The sequence below is a fragment of the Arthrobacter pasteuri genome, from assembly GCF_054510955.1.
Map to the genome: position 1 here is coordinate 106,884 of NZ_JBTNDO010000001.1, position 18,410 is coordinate 125,293.

An 18,410-nucleotide genomic window follows, 5' to 3' on the forward strand; every position below is an offset into this window, starting at 1 on the left:
ACGCTGTCGACGAGTCCCGCGAGTTAACCCCTCCACGACCCTCGATAGGGGTCGAAACCAACTCTTGATAAGCAAATTTTTGTAAGCGCTTCCATTTCGGTTCTCTGCGCGCTACTGTCGACGTGTCCGCAGCGCAGCGCTCTCGCCATAATCGGGGCCCGCGCCAACCGATTCACGCTTGAGGAGCACCATGCGCAACAGAACTACGCGCGCTACTGTCCAGTCCTTCGCCGTCGTTGCCAGCCTTTCCTTCCTCCTCACCGGATGCACCGGTGGTGGCGGTACTGAAGCAGCTCCGGCCGAGTCGACGGAGGCAGCACCGTCAACAGGAGAAAGCGCCGCACCCGCTGTTCGAGGCGACGAAGACCTCATCATCTGGGCCGAGCCGCCCCGGGTCGAGTACATCCAGAAAATCGCTGATGCCTTCGCCGAGGAGAATGGCATCACGGTCGGCGTCCAGGGAATCGTCAATCCGCGGCAGGAGTTCATCACGGCGAACTCGGCGGGGAACGGGCCCGATGTGGTCGCCGGTGCCCACGACTGGATCGGGCAGCTTGTACAGAACGGTGCCGTCGACCCGCTGCAGCTCTCACCGGATGACCTCGCCGGGTACTCCGAGACGGCGGTTGACGCCTCCACCTACGAAAACCAGCTCTACGCCCTGCCGTACATGGTCGAATCAGTAGCTCTCTACTGCAACACGGAGTACGCCCCGGACACCTACGCCTCGATCGAGGACGTCATCGCGGCCGGGCAGCCAGCCGTGGATGCCGGCACCCTGGATGTTCCGCTCATCCTGCAGCAGGGCGAGTTGGGCGACGCGTATCACATGCAGCCACTGTTCACCTCCGCAGGCGGATACGTCTTCGGCCGTGATGCGGAGGGCAACTACGACCCAACCGATCTCGGGCTGAACAAGCCCGAATCCATCGCCGCAGCCGAGAAGATCGCTTCGCTGGGCGAAGGCGGTGCCGACACGATCCGACGGTCGATCAGCAGTGACAACTACCTTTCGCTGTTCACCGAGGGCCGAGCAGGCTGCATGGTGTCGGGTCCGTGGGCGCTGCCGGACGTCAAGGAAGCGCTGGGGGAAAATTACTCGATCCAGCCCGTCCCGGGTTTCGAGGGCATGCAGCCGACCCAGCCGTTCATGGGCAGCCAGGGTTTCATGGTCGCTTCCAACGGTAAGAACAAGGCCTTCGCACAGGAATTCGTCGCCAACGGCGTCAACAACGAAGAAGCCATGCAGACCTTGTTCGAGGCGAGCAACCAGCCGCCTGCCATGGTGTCGGTGCGTGAAGCAGTGACGGACGAGGACGTGCTGACATTCGCCACCGCAGCCGACCAGGGTGCCCCGATGCCGGCGCTGCCCGCCATGGCGGAAGTTTTCGCCCCGCTCGGGCAGGCATGGTCTGCGATCGTAGGCGGCGCTGACCCGACCGAAACGATGAACCAGACCCACGAAACGATCGCACAGGCCATCGCTGGCCAGTGACGCCACTTCACACCCAGGTGCCGGGCCGACCGGCGCGGCCCCTGGGTGCCCGGGGACCATCAGCGCCCCCTACACAAACAACCCATAGAGGTTTCTCAAGCGACTTTTGGAGCGTGACGGCGTGGACCAGCGTCTAACAAGCAGGGCTGAGAAGAAGACACAACGGGATGACCCCGGCAACAAGAAAGAAAGGTCCAGCAGTGTTATCGGCCTGCTGATCAAGATCGTCGCTCTCGGCACGATCATCGGGTTGGCAGTCATGCTGACCCCGGCTCTGGTCAGCACCCGGCAGTGGGGTTTCCTGGCTGCCATTTGGGGTGTTGTCGCCGTACTCGCCGTGACGTATGCAAGCCGCCGCTTCGTGCCGGCCAAGTACCTCGTCCCAGGCACGCTCCTGCTCGTGTTGTTCGTGGTGTACCCGATCCTTATGACCTTCCAACTTTCCACGACGAACTACGGGGACGGAACGCGAACCACAAAAGAAGTGACAGTTTCGCGCATCATCGGGAACGCCGCGCAGCAGGTCCAAGGTGCCAGGACCTTCGGGCTCTCGGTCGGCAGCGAAGGCACGGCGACCTCCGGCCCTTACACGTTCCTCCTCGTGGATGCCGCAACTAATGATGTCTTCGCCGGTACACCGGACGGGCTCAGCGAGCTGGACCCGAACACAGTCACGGTGGAAGACGGTGTCATCACCGCGGCGGAAGGATTCACCCTGCTGGACCGCCGCCAGATCAACGAGTTCAGCCAGCCGGGCGGGGACCTCGAGGGGTTCGCCGTACCGACAGAGGACGGTGTCATCACCGCTCAGGGGTTCAGCGCCGTCGAACTGTTCTCACCGCTGGAGTACGACGAGGCCACCGACACGATCACCAACGTCGACACCGGTGTGGAGTACACGCCCGTCCAGTCCGGCGACCGGAAGTTCTTCACCAGCGCCGAGGGCGAACGCCTGTCCGACCAGTCCTGGGGCGAGAACGTCGGCGTGGGCAACTACGTGCGGGCGTTCACCGACCCGCGGATCAGCAGTGACTTCGTCGGCATCTTCATTTGGACCCTCGTGTTCGCCGTCCTGTCCGTGGGCACGACCTTCGCGCTGGGCCTGTTCCTGGCCACAGTTCTCAATGACCCCCGGGTGCGCGGTCAGCGGGCGTACCGGTCGATCCTGCTCCTGCCGTACGCCATCCCGGGGTTCATCGCCCTGCTGGTCTGGTCGAGTTTCTTCAATTCCGAGTTCGGCCTGATCAACAACCTGCTGAACCTCGACATCAACTGGTTCGGCAGCCCGTTCTGGGCGAAAATCGCCGTGTTGCTGGCTAACCTCTGGCTGGGCTTTCCGTACATGTTCCTGGTCTGCACGGGTGCGTTGCAGGCCATCCCATCCGACTACAAGGAAGCCGCGTCACTCGACGGGGCCACCGGGTGGACGAATTTCAGCAAGATCACCTTCCCACTGCTGTTGGTTGCGATCGCGCCTCTTCTGGTGTCCGCCTTCGCCTTCAACTTCAATAACTTTGGCGCGATCTATCTACTCACCGAGGGCGGGCCGTTCAGCCCCGACAACCCGACCGCCGGTGGCACGGACATCCTGATCAGTTACACCTACCGCCTGGCATTCGGGGGCGGCGCCCAGCAGATCGGCTTCGCATCGGCGATCTCGGTGATCCTGTTCATTATCACCGGCGTCCTCGCCGCACTTCAATTCCGTGCCACCCGGGCACTCGAGGAGGTTGGCTGACATGACACAAGTAAATCCACAGGCCGGTCAGGTGACATCCCCTGCCGCTCTCACTGATCCCGCCCAACGCGGCAAGCCGTTCGAGAGCTCGCCCGCGACGAACAAGGTCCGCCGCGGTCGATGGTTCCAGGAAGTAGGGTGGCGCCACCTCGTCGGCATCATCGCCATCGTGTACGCCGTCATCCCAATCCTGTACATTCTCTCGGCGTCCTTGAACCCTGTCGGCAGCGTGTCCGGGACGTCCATACTCCCGCAAACTTTCAGCCTGGAGAACTACGGCGCCCTCTTCTCCAACCCGGAGCAACCCTTTGCACGATGGTTCCTCAACACCCTGATCGTGGCGGTCGCCGTCGTCGTCGCCTCGATATTCTGCAGCGCGCTGGCGGCCTACGCATTCTCCCGCTTTCGCTTCAAAGGCCGTCGGGGCAGCCTGCTCACGCTGCTGCTGATCCAGATGTTCCCTCAGTTCCTTGCGGCCGCAGCGCTGTTTCTGCTGTTCACACAGATCGGCGAAGTAATGCCGGCCATCGGCCTGGACACACTCGCCGGGTACATCATCGTGCTCCTGGGAGGTGCACTGGGTCAGGTCTGGCTGATCAAGGGTTTCTTCGACTCGATTCCACGCGAACTTGACGAAGCTGCTCTCATGGACGGGGCCACGCACACCCAGCTGTACTTCAAAATCATCCTGCCGCTGGTCACCCCGATCCTCGCAGTAACCGGGCTACTCGCATTTATCAGTGTCCTCGGCGAGTTCATCCTCGCGTCGATCTTCCTGCGCGACAATGAGGTCAAGACCCTCGCCGTTGGGTTGTACGGGCTCCTCGACGCTGACCGGACCAACAACCTTGGCATCTTCGCCGCAGCAGCGGTGCTCACCTCCATCCCGGTCATCCTGTTGTTCCAATACCTGCAAAAATTCATCGTCGGCGGCATCACCGCAGGCTCGGTGAAAGGCTGATGGACGCTCCCGCAGCACCCGCGGATGATCAGAAAACCCCTTCCTCCCGCCACCTGCTCCACCATCCGCACCACGACGGGTCGGCACCGTATGTCCCGGAGCAGGCGCCCACCCTGGGAAACGTGGCCCCGGTGCGCCTCTTCGTGCCGCACGGCGCCGACGGGACACCGGGGGCCACCGCGGTCACGCTACGTGCGGTACACGACGGCGAACCGCACCTGGAAGCCGCCGAACCGGAGGCCAGCGACGCATCCGGGACGTGGTGGCAGGCACCCCTGCGGGTGGTCAACCCGACCACCCGGTACCGGTTCCTGCTGACCGGGCCGCCCGGGTCCTTCGCCGGAGCGTACACCTGGCTCAACGCCACCGGGGTCCACCGACGGGAAGTCACGGACACCGCGGACTTCCGGGCGGTCGCGCACCCGCCGGTGCCCCACTGGGTCGCCGACGCGGTGGTCTACCAGGTGTTCCCGGACCGGTTCGGCCGCTCCGCCGCCGCCGACACCCGGACCCTCCCGGCATGGGCAAAACCCGCAGCCTGGGACGACGCGGTCATCCACCAGGGACCGGACACCCCGTTGCAGTTCTTCGGCGGGGACCTGCCCGGAATCGTCGAGCACCTCGACCACCTCGTCGAACTCGGGGTCACAGTCCTGTACCTGACGCCGTTCTTCCCGGCGCACAGCAACCACCGATACGACGCGTCCACGTTAGACCACGTCGACCCGCTGCTCGGTGGCGATGAGGCCTTCGCGGACCTGGTGCGGGAAGCACACGCACGCGGCCTGCGGGTCATGGGGGACCTCACACCGAACCACACCGGTAACTCCCACGAGTGGTTCCTCACCGCGCAAGCCAACGCCGAAGCGCCCGAGGCCGCGTACTACTTCTTCGACAAGCACCCCGACCAGTACGCCAGCTGGTTCAACCTGCCGTCACTGCCCAAGCTCAACCACTCATCGGCCGCACTGCGCCGGCAGATGTACGAGGGACCCGACTCCATCGTGGCGCACTGGCTCGCAGCAGGACTCGACGCGTGGCGGATCGACGTGGCGAACATGACCGGCAGGCACGGCGCGCAAGATCTCGCCCACGACGTCGCCCGGACCATAGTCACCACAGCCCGCGAGACCAGCCCAGAGGCGTGGGTGCTCGCCGAACACGGACACGACGCCGGCCCGGACCTCCAAGGCTGTGGCTGGCACGGCACCATGGACTACGCGGGATTCACCCGGCCCGTCTGGACCTGGCTGGGCGGTGCCGAAACCTCCACCCGCCCGTTCTTCGGCCAGCCAGCGGCGTCACCGGTCCTCAGTGGCATCGACGTCGTCACCGGGATGCGCGAAGTGCACGCCGTGATGCCATGGCGGGCCCAGGCTGCATCCACACTCCACCTCGACTCCCACGACCTGCCACGGTTCCGTACAGCGACCGGCGGTGACGGCTCCGGGAACATCTCCGAGCGGGGCCGCGAGAAACACCTGGTAGGGCTTGCGCTGCAACTCACGATGCCCGGCGTCCCGTCGATCTTCGCTGGTGACGAAATCGGCCTCACCGGAGTCGACGGCGAGCACTCACGCACGCCCTTCCCCTGGCACCGCCGCGAAGAGTGGGACGGGCAAACCCTGAACGCCTACCAGGCCCTGATCGCACTGCGACACCAGCACGTCGCGCTACGCCACGGGGGTCTGCGCTGGGTGCACATCGGCGACGACTCGATGACGTACTTGCGCGAGCACGCAGACGAACGCATCCTCGTGCACGCCGCCCGCGCGGACCACCCACCCGTGACCCTGCCCCTGAAGGCCCTCGGCGTCGAATCGGTAGACCACCTGATTCCCCTCCTCGGGGAACCCGCCACCTCGGTCGACGCCGGCACCGTGCAGCTGCCAGCCGACGGCCCGGCAGCCCACATCTACCGGCTTCCCACGGCGCCCTGACAACAGAAGGACGATCTTCATGTCAACGGAAAAGATAAGCGAAAAACCACGGACCTGCCCGCAATGCGGACGGCCCCTGCATGACGAACCCATCGTTATCGATCACGCGCTGCGCATAGGACTGGCATGCAACCAACACGGCGTCGCGTCCATCGCCGAGCCCCTCATCCCGTAATCGCTCATCTACCACCCGTGCTCCACCATCAAAGGACGTGTTCCCCAATTGACCACCAAAAAAGCGCTCCAGAAGCGAACACGAAAGCGGTGCTCCAGAAACCGCCCCGACCCCCGAGCACTCCTTGTATGTTCCGTAGGTAATTGTGCGACAGCTCGGTAACTCATCCCTGAGCGTTTCTACGCTTGGTTTCGGCGCAGGCCATATCGACACCACCGACCTGAATGAGAAGGACTCGCAGGACCTGCTCGATACAGCCCTTGGGCTGGGCATCAACTTCTTCGATACAGCCCGGGGCTATGGCGCCTCCGAAGAACGACTGGGACGATGGCTGCCCCCGCACCGCGACCGCGTCGTCCTCTCCACGAAGGTCGGCTACGACGTCCCAGGACACCAGGACTGGACCGCCGGAGCCGTCACAGGCGGCATCGATCGTGCCCTGAAAGTACTCAACACCGATGTGATCGATGTCGTCTTCCTACACTCCTGCCCCCTGCCTGTCCTTCAGCAGGGAGAGGTCATCGACGCTCTGCTCGCCTCCCGCGACGCCGGAAAAATCCGGGTCCCAGGCTACAGCGGCGAAAACGCTGAACTAGCATGGGCCGCGGACGCCGGAGTCTTCGGTGTCCTTCAAACCTCGGTGAATCTGGCAGATCAACACTCACTGAGGCACACGCTTCCCCGCGCCCGGGAACACCATCTCGGAGTGATCGCCAAACGCCCCCTGGTAAATGCCGCGTGGCGCCACACACATCGCCCTACAGGAATCTACGGGGAAACCTATTGGGATCGCCTCCAACACATGGGCCTTCACCCCACCGACGGTGACTGGGCCGGAACCGCCCTACGATTTTCGGCATTTGCCCCCGCAGTCAGTACCGCCATCGTCGGCACATCCAACACACGCAATCTCGCAGCCGCAGCCGCCGCAATCAACAAAGGTCCACTGCCTGCCTCCGAGCGTGAACGATGGGAACAAGCCTTCGCCCCCCACGACGGGGAATGGGCAGGAGAAATTTAGAACCCACACCCGCCCAGCCAGCCTCCCGGGGTCCGAGAACCACCGAACCAGCGCTTCGACGACCCTCCAAACGTCCCTCAACAATCCCCCCACCGCGAGATAGACCATGTGGGATAACCAGTCCCTAGGCCATACCAGGTTGAAGCTCCCGGCCCGGTTTTCCATGCCACTCCTAGCGTCGACTGCTCCCCACGTCTGTCTCCCAACCAACCTCACCATCACGAAACACCACGCCCTCTTATAAGTCGGGGTAGCAAGACACAGGAGGAGCAGTAACGACGGGGGAGCGGCAGTGTCTCGACCGAGTGTCTTGTATCCCAAGGGATGCAAGACGAATGACTTCATCTCACCAATTCTTAAACACGCCGTCGTGTGAGATGGTCCGCGACGAGCTGACTAAGTAGGACAGGGCCTCCTCGGTGGTACCGGGAAACTGGGGCAGTGGGCATAAGGTCCTGACTGCCCTAGAAAGTTGCGCTTTATGGGATATTTCCTCAGCCCGGCTCGTCGCGGTCTGCGTCAACAGGATCGGGGTTAGGGCTGCGTCTGTTCGTGCATGAGTTGGTGCCGGACCATGTGACGGGTGCGTCCTTGAGGAGTTCAGCGAACAAATCGATCTTCTCTTCGAACAGGATTTCGTAGTCGGCGAGGTCGTAGCCGAAGAGGGGGAAGGGGCGTGCAGTAGATGAAGGGGCTGGTGAAGCCTTGCGGCCAGGCGTGCGGCTGCCAGGACCGCGCGGTCGCTCTCGGGAGACCCGCCCACGGCGGCGAGGATGATCTCGTGGGTGGGCTGGTCGTTGCGGACGATCATGATGGCGCAGGAGGCGCTGGCCGCCAGGTGCAGGCTGACGGATTTTACGAGGAGGCCTGCGAAACCACCCAGCCCGCGGGTGCCGGTGACAAGCAGGGATGCGTTTGCCGAAAGTCTGGTCAGGGTCTCTGCTGGGAAGCCGGTGAGAAGGCGTTTGCTGGCTTCGATGTCGGGTGCTGTGGTGAAGGCGAGCTCAAGGCCTTCGGTGGCTATTGTTTCCGCGTGGTGTTGCAGTCCGCTGTCCTTGACGCCTGTTACCGGGCCAGGTTGTTCGTGAGCAGCGGCCACACCGAGCAGTGCACGATGATCAGGGGGTGTCCGGTCACGGAGGCGTGCCGGGCTGCCCAGCGCACTGCCAGCTGGGATCCCTCCGACCCGTCGAATCCGACGATGATGGGTTTTGCTGGGGTGCTGGTGGTGTTCATGCTGGTACTCCTATGCCGGGTGGCTGCAGCGCCCATGTGAGATTTCACGTGCCGCGTCCGATAAGAGCCAGGTACCCCACTGTGCACCCTGCCTGTTCGAATCACAGCAGGCCAGCCGTCCATGCCCCGGTCATCGGCGGGGTCCGGGGTCGAGTGGAACAGGGCCACATCGTTGGCGCCGGTCGGCCGGTGCTGAAATGGAAGGGGCACCCGCAGCAGCGGGTGCCCCTTCCATTTCAGAGGACTACGTGGACATGGGACCGAAGGTCGCGTCGATGTCGGCCATCTCCATGTCGGCCGTGGCCTGGATCAGCTGAAGCAGATCGGGATCCAGTCCGGGTGCGAACTCCTCCAGCCGCTCGGGTGCGATCTGGGACGGCACGCCCTCGGGGGCCTGTTCACTGGCGTCGAGGGTGGTCCCGTCGTTCGAGGGCGACAGGCCCTGGTAAATCTTGCCGGCCTCGGACTGTCCCTTGAGGTCGAAAGTGTACTGCTTGCTCTGCAGACCGAGGTCCAGGAGCTTCTTGACCTCCGGGAACTGCTCGGCGTTGGTCTTCGGAATCGGCAGCAGCGACTTCCAGTTCACGCCGAGCGTCTCGAGGGCCTTGGCGTAACCGTTCTCGTGCGCCTGGTCGCGGACGATCAGATAGGAGATCGTGGAGCGTGCTGTTTTGTTGTCCGTCATCTCGTACATGCGGCACTTCTGCAGTCGGCCTGTGGCCTCGAGCATCAGGTTGTACAGGAGGTCCAGGGGCAGGTTGCCGGAGTTGTAGACGTAACTGCCGCTCCATGGGTTGCCCGCGGAGTCAACGGGCAGGGCGCCCTGCGCCCCAACGAGGTAATGGTGGATATTTCCCTGCGACAGGGCGAGGTTCAGAGGGATCGCTCCGCCGGCACCGGGGGTGTCCAGTGGGTCGTCACGCTTGCCCTGGTAGCGCGGCGAGCCGTCGAGGAGGCGGGAGATGGTGGTGCCGATGAGTTCGACGTGGCTGATTTCCTCGGTGCCGATTCCCTGGATCAGGTCGCGGTAAGGTTTGGCGGCGGCGCCGCGGAAGTTCATGCTCTGGAACAGGTACTGCATCATGGTGCGCATCTCGCCGAACTGACCGCCGAGGCCTTCCTGCAGGGCGTTGGCAGCGGCGGGATCCGGCTCGTCGGGAATGATCTCGTTGATGAGCTGCTGGACGTGGAAGAACATGGAACCTCCTCATAACAGACGGCAAGAAGGTAAGCCGCCTTACTTTCACCCTTTCACTGCCTACCCGTGCACCACAAGGGCAGAGCAGCAAATCACTGCGAAACCCACCCTGACGGGAGAGGACGGTCTGAAGACGAGTGCATCGCTGGTAGGACCTCTTAGGAACGGTCGTTCGTTGAGCGACGTCCTTAGACGAGGGGCGCAATGATGAGTTCCAGATGATTGGTTTCGCCCGCCGCTGGCGTTGAGGAGATCCCCGCAGCTGGCCGGGTTGAGGTGAAGGGCGGACACCCACTTGAGGATCCAGTGAGTGAATCCCACAGGATGGCGCTCCAGCGACGCTAAACCGTCAGTCTGGGACTTTGCGCGCGGTGACTGTTGAGGAGGAGTTCGCCGAGTTTACGGACCCGCCCGGGCGAGGTGTAACCGGTGCCGAGGGCGGCGACGACGGAACCCTGCAGCAAGATCATCCAGCACTCAGCGAAGTCCTTCGCGTCGGTCAGATGCATGAGTCCAGCTACCTCTTGGACCTGATCGCGCATCTCCTGAAGGTATCCCGCGCTGGCGGTGCCGACGATATCACCAGGACCTGCCTCGACCAGCGCGCGTATGTAGGGACAGCCGGTGAAGTCCTCGTCCTGGAACCACTCGTCGAAGATGTCGAAGATTGCTAGCAGACGCTGCTCCGGGCCCGAACCTCGTCGTTCAGCCTCGGCTGTCAAGTGGCCGATGGTGAAGATGCTGCGGCGGCGCTCAAGAAAGGCGAGGATGAGGTCGTTCTTCGATGCGAAGTTGCTGTAGAAGGACGCTTTCGCCACTCCGGCGGCCAAGATAATCTCGTTGACGCCCACTGCGTTGACGCCCCTGCTCAAGAACAGGCGGTAGGACGCATCCAGTAAGCGCTCCCGTGCGCTGATACGTGGTGTCGCGTTCGAATCATCCATGCGTCCTCCTGAATCGGGTACCCAGATCTGCCAGCATATCCAAAGCAGACAGACCGGTATGCCTACTTTACGAAGGCGTGCACCGAGGATTCACAGGGCTCTCGAGTAGAGCTGCCGGTGGGTGGCCTGAGAGGAGGCCCGTCATCCTCTCCATGGGCGTAGTGGACGCCTGGCTGGCGGATTCGGGTGAACCGTAGTCTTCATCGATGGAGCAACCTTTGCGGCGGCACCCTTTGGTTCCGGTGACGGGATGGTGGGCGGGAACGTACGATCGCTTATGCACCCGGAACCTGCTGTTGAAATCGAGCGGAAGTTTGACGTCGCGGAGGACACCGCCCTTCCACCGTTGCACCAGGTTTTCGGGGTCGATCGCGTGGACCAACCGGTCGAGCACCAACTGAGAGCCGAATACTACGACACCGGCGACCTGCGTCTGGCGGCTCGACGCATCACGTTGCGCCGCCGCACCGGCGGTAAGGACGCCGGCTGGCACTTGAAACTTCCGGCCGGCCCGGAAGAACGACACGAATACCATGAGCCGTTGGGCAAGAAGGCAGACGGGATTCCGGAGGCGCTGCTGCGACTGGTGCGCGTCCATACCAGGGACACGGCACTGATGCCGGTTGCTCGCCTGAAGACCCGACGACTCGTCCACCGTCTCCGCGACACAGACGGCGAGGTGTTGGCTGACTTCACGGATGACCAGGTGCAGGCGGAGGCTTTCGTCCCGGAGAAGGCCGCTCGTCGCTGGCGGGAGTGGGAGGTCGAACTCGTCAACGGGTCCAGGGACCTGCTTGACGCCGTGCAGGGTGCCTTTGCCGCGACCGGTGTCCACCCCGCCGAGCACGCCTCCAAGCTCGCGCGCGCCCTCGGAACCGCTCTGCCGGCCGGTCCTGGAAAGGCTGTGGAACCAACGCCGGCAGGACCCGCCGGCGACGTCCTGTTGGTCTACCTCACCGAGCAACTTGCCGCACTGGTGCATGAGGATCCCCACGTAAGGCTCGACAAGCACGACGCGGTGCACCGGATGAGGGTCGCGACCCGACGTGCACGCTCAGTGCTGGCCACCTACCGGACACTTCTGACGGACACCACGGCAGCGAGCCTTCTGCGGGATGAGCTGAAGTGGCTTGCCGGTGTCCTCGGGCAGGCGCGGGATGCCGAAGTGATGCACCAACGCCTCAAGGACATGCTGGCGGACGAACCATCCGACCTCGTCATGGGGCCCGTCGCCCGCAGGATCGACCTCGAACTCGGCAGCACCTATCGGGACGCCCACACCCACGTACTGGAAGCGCTGGACGGGGAACGTTACTTCCGCTTGCTGGACACGCTCGAGTCCCTCCTGGCCGCTCCGAGACTGACACCCCTTGGTCATAAGCGCGCCAAAGATGTGATTCCTGAGCTCATCAACCGTGACATCACACGCCTCCAGGCAGCAGTGCGCGAAGCCCGAAGGCATCCCGCCGGCATCGGAGACCACCCGGCCCTGCACGAGGTACGCAAAGACGGCAAACGCCTACGGTATGCCGCCGAAGCAGCCCTACCCATCAAACCCAAGAAAGCCGCCGCCCTCAGGGACGCCGCCCACGGTATCCAAAAGATTCTCGGAGACCACCAGGACAGCATCGTCACCCGTACCCTGCTGCGCCGGCTCGGCGCCACAGCCTTCGAGCAAGGCGAAAACGGATTCAGCTACGGACGACTCCACGCCCTGGAGCAATCAGCAGCGCTGGACGCCGAGAACCAGTTCCACCACGAATGGAGGAACTTCCCCACCCCGCTCCTCACGCACTAACGACTGCGGCCGCCCACCGACTCGCCTGTTCAGGGTCGGTAGGCCGTCGTCTCCCGGTGCGAGGTACCGGGAAAAACCTCATGTACCAGCCAGCGGTAGCTTCGACACGGGCAGCGCTACACGCACCGTAGCGTCGGCCACTTCTCGTCGTGAGAGCCAGCCCGGGATCTGGCACCCTGGTGAAACCAAGAAATGCAGGAAATCGGATGAGCTGGAAATAGGGTCTTCGGGAGGAGTATTCATGCAGCCTTCATCCCCTACACGCCGAGCTCAGCCTGGTCGTTAGAGGACCGAGCCTACGATCGGCACCATGAACGCGATCGCCGCACTGGATCCAGTGCATTCCTTGTCCATTCTCTCTGCTCATAGCCCCCTGCGTGAGCGTCAGATCCTCATGTTGCAGCAGGCGTTCTACAACGCGCGCGTTATCACCCTGCATGAGCGACTGACAGTCATCGGATGGTGTACTGGTCGGCCGGTCACCTCATTGCATGAAGTACGCCAAAGCGAATTACGACCGATCATCGCCCATGTGCGGAGCATGGGCGAGCGGTCTCAGGAAGCGGCTGGGCACTGACCAGGTGAAGCATCACGCCTGCCGGCCGTCCTCGCGCCGGTGAGTTCCAGGTGTCGGGGAAACGATGAAAGCGGGGACGATGCGTTGGTTGGCTGAGGGAATGACACCACCTTCAGACACCACCCTTCAACGGGTGACTGATCGACATGCCACAACAACGCCAGGACATCAACGTCCTGGAGCCGGCAACCGGCGAAGACATCGATCCCGGGCAAGCAAGCTGGCAGGATCCCTTTGGCCGGCAAACCTGCTTCCCCCGGGGTTGATCATCTTGTGGAACTAGTGGAGGTGACCAGCTGAGGCAGGGGTTGCACGGAGTCCGATGCTTTGAGGAGCCGCCGGCTGGTTGTCGCATCCTGGTTGTATGCCTGATCAGAGACAGGTCTTCAGGGTTTCGTCGTCGAATTTCGGTAATCGCGGCAATGTTTCAGTGTCAGTAGGACATGCGGTAGCCGAGCCTGCGGACTGTCCGATAGGTGAGGGCAGGTGGGAGGCGGTGTGAGCCCGCCTTTAGGTGTGGCTCCTACAGCATCCCTCGCCGAGGCCCTGCGCGCGGTGGAGCCCGACCTCGAACCCGTCCCCGCCGAGCTCCTCGCCTTCCTCTCCGCCCCGGACGGACTGAACCGGGCCGAGCGGGTCTTTTACAAGGGCCTCGCCGGCGCCGGGGCGCTGATGGTCCCCCCGTCCGTGGCCCCCCTCGCCGGGGTACCCGGCCGCGGCGACCGCTCGCCCGCGGCCCGCCTCCGCTTGCAGCGCACCCGCGTGCAGCTACGGACCTTCCAGCTGGCCCTCGGACCGCACAGCCCCTCCGCGGACGCGGCACGCTACCGGCTCGGTCTCGCCGGCCCCCCGGACTGGCTCGGCTGAGCCTCGGTCACATCCGGACCCCCTCCAGCCGGGCTTCCTGCAGGTGTTCTCAGCGGCGGCGAAACCGATGCTGTCAGCAATCCTTCAACGGGCTTTTTCATGGTGTGTTCTTCGTATCTGCTGCCCCTTCTGTTGAGGGCTGAGAGGTGGGGTCGGGTCCTGACTTGGTGGCAGGATTTTTCTTCAGCCGGTATCCAAGCACTGCGCCCGCTGCTAGCAGCGCACTTCCTATACGGACCAGGGCATCCGCCCACCACGTCTCAACCTGAACGTCCGCTGCAATCCCTGCCGCGAACATCAACCCACCACTGACGGTAATGACTAGTAGCCGCCGTCTTACTTTTCGCCGCCCGGCGGCATCGAGTCGGACCGGGGCGTCCCGTTCTTTGTGATCTTCCCGGTCGAAGAGCATGAAGGGTAGCGAAGCGAAGAGGTTCGCGAACATCGTTTGCAGGATTAGTGGCCACCACGAATCGTCTTTCGTGGACAGTTGGCCAATGAGGAAGATCAGAAGTCCAACGACGAGTATCGCCAAGAATGAGGCGCTCATGACCCGTTTCCGGTCGAGCACCAGAACGATCGACTCTCCTTTGGAGCGGCCCCGGATCAGCCAAAGCCCACCCAACGCTAGCGCCAACCCCCAGGCGAAGAAGAACCATAGGGTCAGGGCATCCTTGCCGGTCATCGAGATCGCGTGGGTGAAGCTTGCAGATACGCACAACAGGCCCAGGCCGAGGGCGAAGCAGCCAGAAACAATACGGAACGGCGCTCCGTTGGGTTTCTCGTTCCTAGGCGATGAGCCCTCGACCATGTTGATGACCGCCTGTCGTCATAGTTCTTCCACCGTATGGGTCAGGGTTCAGGACCTGTGCAGATCTACCCATCCATGGCTTTTCTGGTCGCAGATACAGGCGTAATCACGTCGGCGTTGCTCCAACAAAGCCTTGCATCAGGGCGTATTATGCAATCTCCAACCGCATTACCGCACCTGATCCAGCTCACGGAGCATGGTGTCAGGGTCGGCGACGTCGAAAAAGCTGATGCCTTGTTCCTGGCCGACGTTGAAGAAGTCCATGCCGGTGTTTTGATAGGCGGCACGGCGGCTACCACCGAAGATGAAGCTGGCATGCCTGCCGTCACGGGAACGATCGGTTCGAACGGCAGCATCCTGGACCCTTGTGTCGGAGAATGACCGTTCGCTCGTCGAGACGATCGCCTGGGTATCGGTGAGTCCGTACACGGTGCGAGATTTCTGCCGTGCCTTGTAAATGAAGCGGCCGAAGATAAAGTACAGCCCGAAAAGCACGAAGGGAACGCCCCAAAGGGCGAAGAATGCGGGCTGGTCGCTGGTGAGTACCTGGACTTCCCAGAAGATGGCAAACCCTCCCCACATGAGGCTGAAGGGAACAAGGTACGCGTCGGCAGGTGTGAAACGCACCTTCGGGTCGGGTCTACCTGCCCAGCGTAGCTGTTCGCCCGGCCGCAGGGCCGGCTGGAGCCTGCTCCATTCATCATTCATGGGCTGAAGCCTTTCATTCGGATGACCCCTTCGTGCAACAACGGCGATCAGAGCACTGGTAGGAGGGTCACTCGCGTTTTTGCTGCAGGTTCCGCCCGCCGTCGCAGGGCTTCACTCATGCCGTGCACGGGCCGGGTAGGACATCCTTGCAGGTGCCCACCCGGCGCCATGACTTCCCGCTACTTTGCGCGATGCGGCGGTGCTGCTGCCCTGATGCGTTAGCCGAGGAACCTGAGGACGGTGAGGATCAAGCCTATGACGCCGAAAATAGTGCAGATGTAGCCGAGCACTTTTCCTGCTGTTGCGCGTTCTCCCAGACGTTCGGCTTTGTTGGCCTGCATGATGGCCAGCGGGCCCAGAATGATGCCCAGGAGGAACAGGCCGACAATGCCGAGCACCAGGCTGGTTGTCTTGGCCTTGCTGGCTTCAGGCGAGATGCCCCTGATGCCCTGCGTGTCGTGGTATGGCTGCTGAGTCAAAGTAGTCCCCTTAGGTAGCAAACATGAAGTAGAGCAGGTAATGGGGAAAAGATACGAGCTATCTGCACGGCTACGGAATATGTCCCCTTGCGCGAGTGTACCGACGCATTACCCGCAAACCGTTCAAGCGCGCGACGATCTACGTAAAGCATGTAAGGACCTAGGTACACAGCATGTAGCTCTAGGTACGCAATGCAGGTCTAGCGGCGGCCTCCTCAATGGAGCACCGTACTCATACCCGAGACCAATGTCATTGAAATAGGAACACCAAGAATCTTCATCGTGCATATCCCCGTGCCACCAATCCGCGCACGCTGGGCCATCGGTTTGCGGGCAGCTGACGCTGAGTGATTTCGAGCGGTCGTTCATCGGAGACTCGTGGTTAGCTGATCCCATGACCGAGCCGCAGGTACTACCTAGCGGGACAACCGCTCAATGACGACACATTCTCCCAATCCGATTGATGCTTTCGACCACAACCTGAGGTTCACCCAGACATGGGGCTAACGATGTCGAAGTAGAAGGAGACTGGCATTCGAATCATTGTGAACGTAGTCGGAGGGCTGCTCGCGGCCGCCGCAATCCTCAGTCTCGTCCTAGGTCGCTGGGACATACTGATCGGTGTCACACTCGGGTTGGTAACAGTCGTTGCCGCGGACCTTTTCGCCTGCCGCAGCAATCAGACCGACGAACCAAGGAAGTGGCCGGACCTGTCCCACATCGATGACACCGGTCGAACGACGTGCTACTACGACCATGAAGACACGTTATCGGCATCAGGCGCCGGGGATAATGAGCGGGGCCTTCAATCTGACCTAGTCGAGAACGATGGCGAGGGTAATCGTCCAAGATAGGAGCGGAGCCTCCTACTTGTGCACCAGAACCCACCGCACACTTTGTGCGCAGTCGATGCGATCCTGGAACCAGAACTGCTCAACGTCAGCCAGGTGTTGCACCAACCCGGACACCGTTGTCAGCGAGGGCACGAGCCGCTTAGCGCCGTCGGCATCGCTGAGGCCACTGGCCTTCATCACTACAGTGGCTCGGAAGTAATCCAGAAAGCCGGTCGAAGTTTCCCGCTCTCCGGCTGCCGTCGGCGGATCACTCCGGGTGTCGTTTCCCATCTGCTCAACCTAGTCGAGGGGGTCGAGTTGCTGCATAGGCGCGCCCGACCCCACTAACCGAGACCTGCAGACCGGCCCGAAGAAGAGGCCCACCTACGGATCCGCATACGGGCAGTAGGTGTGGGCACTCATCCACAGGCGAGGCATAGGGTGCAGTCATGGCTGAAATGGCACCTCAATCTCTCGACCCTGATCCCAGTGTGATCCTGAGCTTGATCAATAAGGTAGTCGGTGGACGGTGGCCTGAGGATCCGAACCAGTCCGATGCGTACTTCGAAGCCATTGATTGCGTGCCGGGGCCGTTGCTCGAGCACCAGGATGACTCGGCGGACTCATCTGGCGGTTCACTCCTCATGCCAGGGGTTCCGATGAAGGGTGGCTCCTGGGCGGCGCTGGCAGGCAAGCTGCACTTCCTTGGTTTCTTCTTCTATCCAGGCATACAGGGTTCCCAAGTACTCGCCGGTCCCGCGTTCGACATCGTGCGGGACCGCCTCACCGACGTCTTCGGAAAAGCTGCTGACGAAACAAACCAGAGCGAGGGAAACCGGTCGGCGTTGTGGGAAGTGAACGGGACGTCCATCGAGCTCTACGCTCATGTCACTCTCGCGCCGGTGCTGCAGCTCGGGCTAAGCCATCGAGAACTCACCCTCCTGCACGAGAAGCCGATCATCGAAAAGCGCGGCTACTGACCCGCAAGCCGATGGCCAAGTGGTCTCTACAAATCCCGACGATAGATGCCCAGGCTCAGTTGTTGTGCGTAGAGGCATTTCAGGCTTGGATCAGTTCATGTACCCCACACGGATCAACACGGACGCCATGCCGGTCAACCTTGCGCTTTTGATCACAGGGATAGGCGTAGTCGTGATCGTTCTGGTCATAGTTGGGGCATCAGTCGTTGATCGCGTCGATCAGGCCAAAGATCGGCGGTCAAGGAAGTAGCACGATCGACGATCCTCCGCCGGGCGCCATGGATTTCAGTGCCTCGATTGTTCGGACCATCCGGACCTCTCTTACATCGTCGGTCCAAGCATAAAAGTGCCAGTTAGAGCCGCTTTGCAAGCATTAGCAGCGCCCGTAAGCCGTATGGCAATCGCTAAAACCAAGGGCCGGCTGCGCGGTAAGCAGCCCAAGCTGCCGACCATTCAACGCGAACATTTGTTCTACCTGATTGATGCCGGCGAGCACACGCGGGGAGAAATCGCCGGACTCCTCGGTGTCTCCCGAACCACTGTGTACCGCGTGCTGCAACGACGAACCGGGACCATCCGCCGTGAGGGCCTTGTGACGGGTTCGCGGGTACCTGACAGGAGGATGCAACGCTCGTGATGTGTTCACCGC

General features: G+C 62.4%; 17 protein-coding genes and 2 pseudogenes. 10 read left to right on the forward strand and 9 right to left on the reverse strand.

From position 1 onward, the window contains the following. Positions 1–190 precede the first annotated feature (190 nt). From ACX80H_RS00550 to ACX80H_RS00570, 5 genes are all read left to right on the forward strand, one after another. A complete protein-coding gene (locus ACX80H_RS00550) occupies positions 191–1,495 on the forward strand; it encodes a sugar ABC transporter substrate-binding protein (protein ID WP_459310492.1) in 1,305 nt (434 codons plus the stop codon). Positions 1,496–1,616: 121 nt separating this feature from the next. Beyond that, the gene (locus ACX80H_RS00555) at positions 1,617–3,233 is read left to right on the forward strand and encodes an ABC transporter permease subunit (RefSeq protein WP_459310493.1); all 1,617 of its coding nucleotides are present in this window, start codon (positions 1,617–1,619) and stop codon (positions 3,231–3,233) included. Position 3,234: 1 nt separating this feature from the next. Next, positions 3,235–4,194 carry a sugar ABC transporter permease gene (locus ACX80H_RS00560; protein WP_459310494.1) on the forward strand — a complete coding sequence of 320 codons (960 nt, stop codon included), beginning with the start codon at positions 3,235–3,237 and terminating at the stop codon, positions 4,192–4,194. Further along, positions 4,194–6,134 carry a glycoside hydrolase family 13 protein gene (locus tag ACX80H_RS00565; RefSeq protein WP_459310495.1) on the forward strand — a complete coding sequence of 647 codons (1,941 nt, stop codon included), beginning with the start codon at positions 4,194–4,196 and terminating at the stop codon, positions 6,132–6,134. Before ACX80H_RS00560 ends, ACX80H_RS00565 begins: the two co-directional genes overlap by 1 nt. A 320-nt stretch (positions 6,135–6,454) precedes the next feature. After that, on the forward strand, positions 6,455–7,330 hold the full coding sequence (locus ACX80H_RS00570) for an aldo/keto reductase (protein ID WP_459310496.1): 876 nt from the start codon (positions 6,455–6,457) through the stop codon (positions 7,328–7,330). Positions 7,331–7,893: 563 nt separating this feature from the next. Here the strand turns inward: ACX80H_RS00570 and ACX80H_RS00575 are convergent. From ACX80H_RS00575 to ACX80H_RS00595, 5 genes and pseudogenes are all read right to left on the reverse strand, one after another. Beyond that, positions 7,894–8,001 (reverse strand): annotated as a pseudogene (locus tag ACX80H_RS00575) (LLM class flavin-dependent oxidoreductase); the annotation flags it as partial. A 23-nt stretch (positions 8,002–8,024) separates the two neighbouring features. Further along, positions 8,025–8,429, reverse strand: a pseudogene (locus tag ACX80H_RS00580) (universal stress protein); the annotation flags it as partial. After that, on the reverse strand, positions 8,396–8,566 hold the full coding sequence (locus tag ACX80H_RS00585; RefSeq protein WP_459310497.1) for a universal stress protein: 171 nt from the start codon (positions 8,564–8,566) through the stop codon (positions 8,396–8,398). The pseudogene ACX80H_RS00580 and the gene ACX80H_RS00585, both read right to left, overlap by 34 nt. A 244-nt stretch (positions 8,567–8,810) precedes the next feature. Then, positions 8,811–9,764 (reverse strand): manganese catalase family protein, encoded by a 954-nt coding sequence (locus tag ACX80H_RS00590; RefSeq protein ID WP_459310498.1) that lies wholly within the window; start codon positions 9,762–9,764, stop codon positions 8,811–8,813. Positions 9,765–10,105: 341 nt separating this feature from the next. Further along, positions 10,106–10,708: a TetR/AcrR family transcriptional regulator gene (locus tag ACX80H_RS00595; RefSeq protein WP_459310499.1), complete on the reverse strand. Its 603-nt coding sequence runs from the start codon at positions 10,706–10,708 to the stop codon at positions 10,106–10,108. Between the two features lie 250 nt (positions 10,709–10,958). Here ACX80H_RS00595 and ACX80H_RS00600 point away from each other — a divergent pair, with 250 nt between their 5' ends. From ACX80H_RS00600 to ACX80H_RS00610, 3 genes are all read left to right on the forward strand, one after another. Continuing rightward, positions 10,959–12,506 carry a CYTH and CHAD domain-containing protein gene (locus tag ACX80H_RS00600; RefSeq protein ID WP_459310500.1) on the forward strand — a complete coding sequence of 516 codons (1,548 nt, stop codon included), beginning with the start codon at positions 10,959–10,961 and terminating at the stop codon, positions 12,504–12,506. A 310-nt stretch (positions 12,507–12,816) separates the two neighbouring features. Further along, positions 12,817–13,083, forward strand: a complete 267-nt coding sequence (locus tag ACX80H_RS00605) for a hypothetical protein (RefSeq protein ID WP_459310501.1) — start codon at positions 12,817–12,819, stop codon at positions 13,081–13,083. Between the two features lie 516 nt (positions 13,084–13,599). Beyond that, entirely contained in the window at positions 13,600–13,950 is a 351-nt protein-coding gene (locus ACX80H_RS00610) for a hypothetical protein (RefSeq protein WP_459310502.1), read from the forward strand. 97 nt (positions 13,951–14,047) lie between these two features. Here ACX80H_RS00610 and ACX80H_RS00615 read toward each other — a convergent pair whose 3' ends face one another. From ACX80H_RS00615 to ACX80H_RS00630, 4 genes are all read right to left on the reverse strand, one after another. Then, positions 14,048–14,761, reverse strand: a complete 714-nt coding sequence (locus ACX80H_RS00615) for a hypothetical protein (RefSeq protein ID WP_459310503.1) — start codon at positions 14,759–14,761, stop codon at positions 14,048–14,050. Between the two features lie 168 nt (positions 14,762–14,929). After that, positions 14,930–15,469: a hypothetical protein gene (locus ACX80H_RS00620; protein ID WP_459310504.1), complete on the reverse strand. Its 540-nt coding sequence runs from the start codon at positions 15,467–15,469 to the stop codon at positions 14,930–14,932. Positions 15,470–15,687: 218 nt separating this feature from the next. Then, complete coding sequence (locus tag ACX80H_RS00625) at positions 15,688–15,948, reverse strand: hypothetical protein (RefSeq protein ID WP_459310505.1); 261 nt, start codon at positions 15,946–15,948, stop codon at positions 15,688–15,690. Positions 15,949–16,814: 866 nt separating this feature from the next. Next, complete coding sequence (locus ACX80H_RS00630; protein WP_459310506.1) at positions 16,815–17,072, reverse strand: mycothiol transferase; 258 nt, start codon at positions 17,070–17,072, stop codon at positions 16,815–16,817. A 158-nt stretch (positions 17,073–17,230) separates the two neighbouring features. On the opposite strand from ACX80H_RS00630, the gene ACX80H_RS00635 reads away from it, so the two are divergent. Next, entirely contained in the window at positions 17,231–17,761 is a 531-nt protein-coding gene (locus tag ACX80H_RS00635; protein ID WP_459310507.1) for a hypothetical protein, read from the forward strand. 394 nt (positions 17,762–18,155) lie between these two features. After that, entirely contained in the window at positions 18,156–18,398 is a 243-nt protein-coding gene (locus tag ACX80H_RS00640) for a helix-turn-helix domain-containing protein (RefSeq protein WP_459310508.1), read from the forward strand. Positions 18,399–18,410 lie beyond the last annotated feature (12 nt).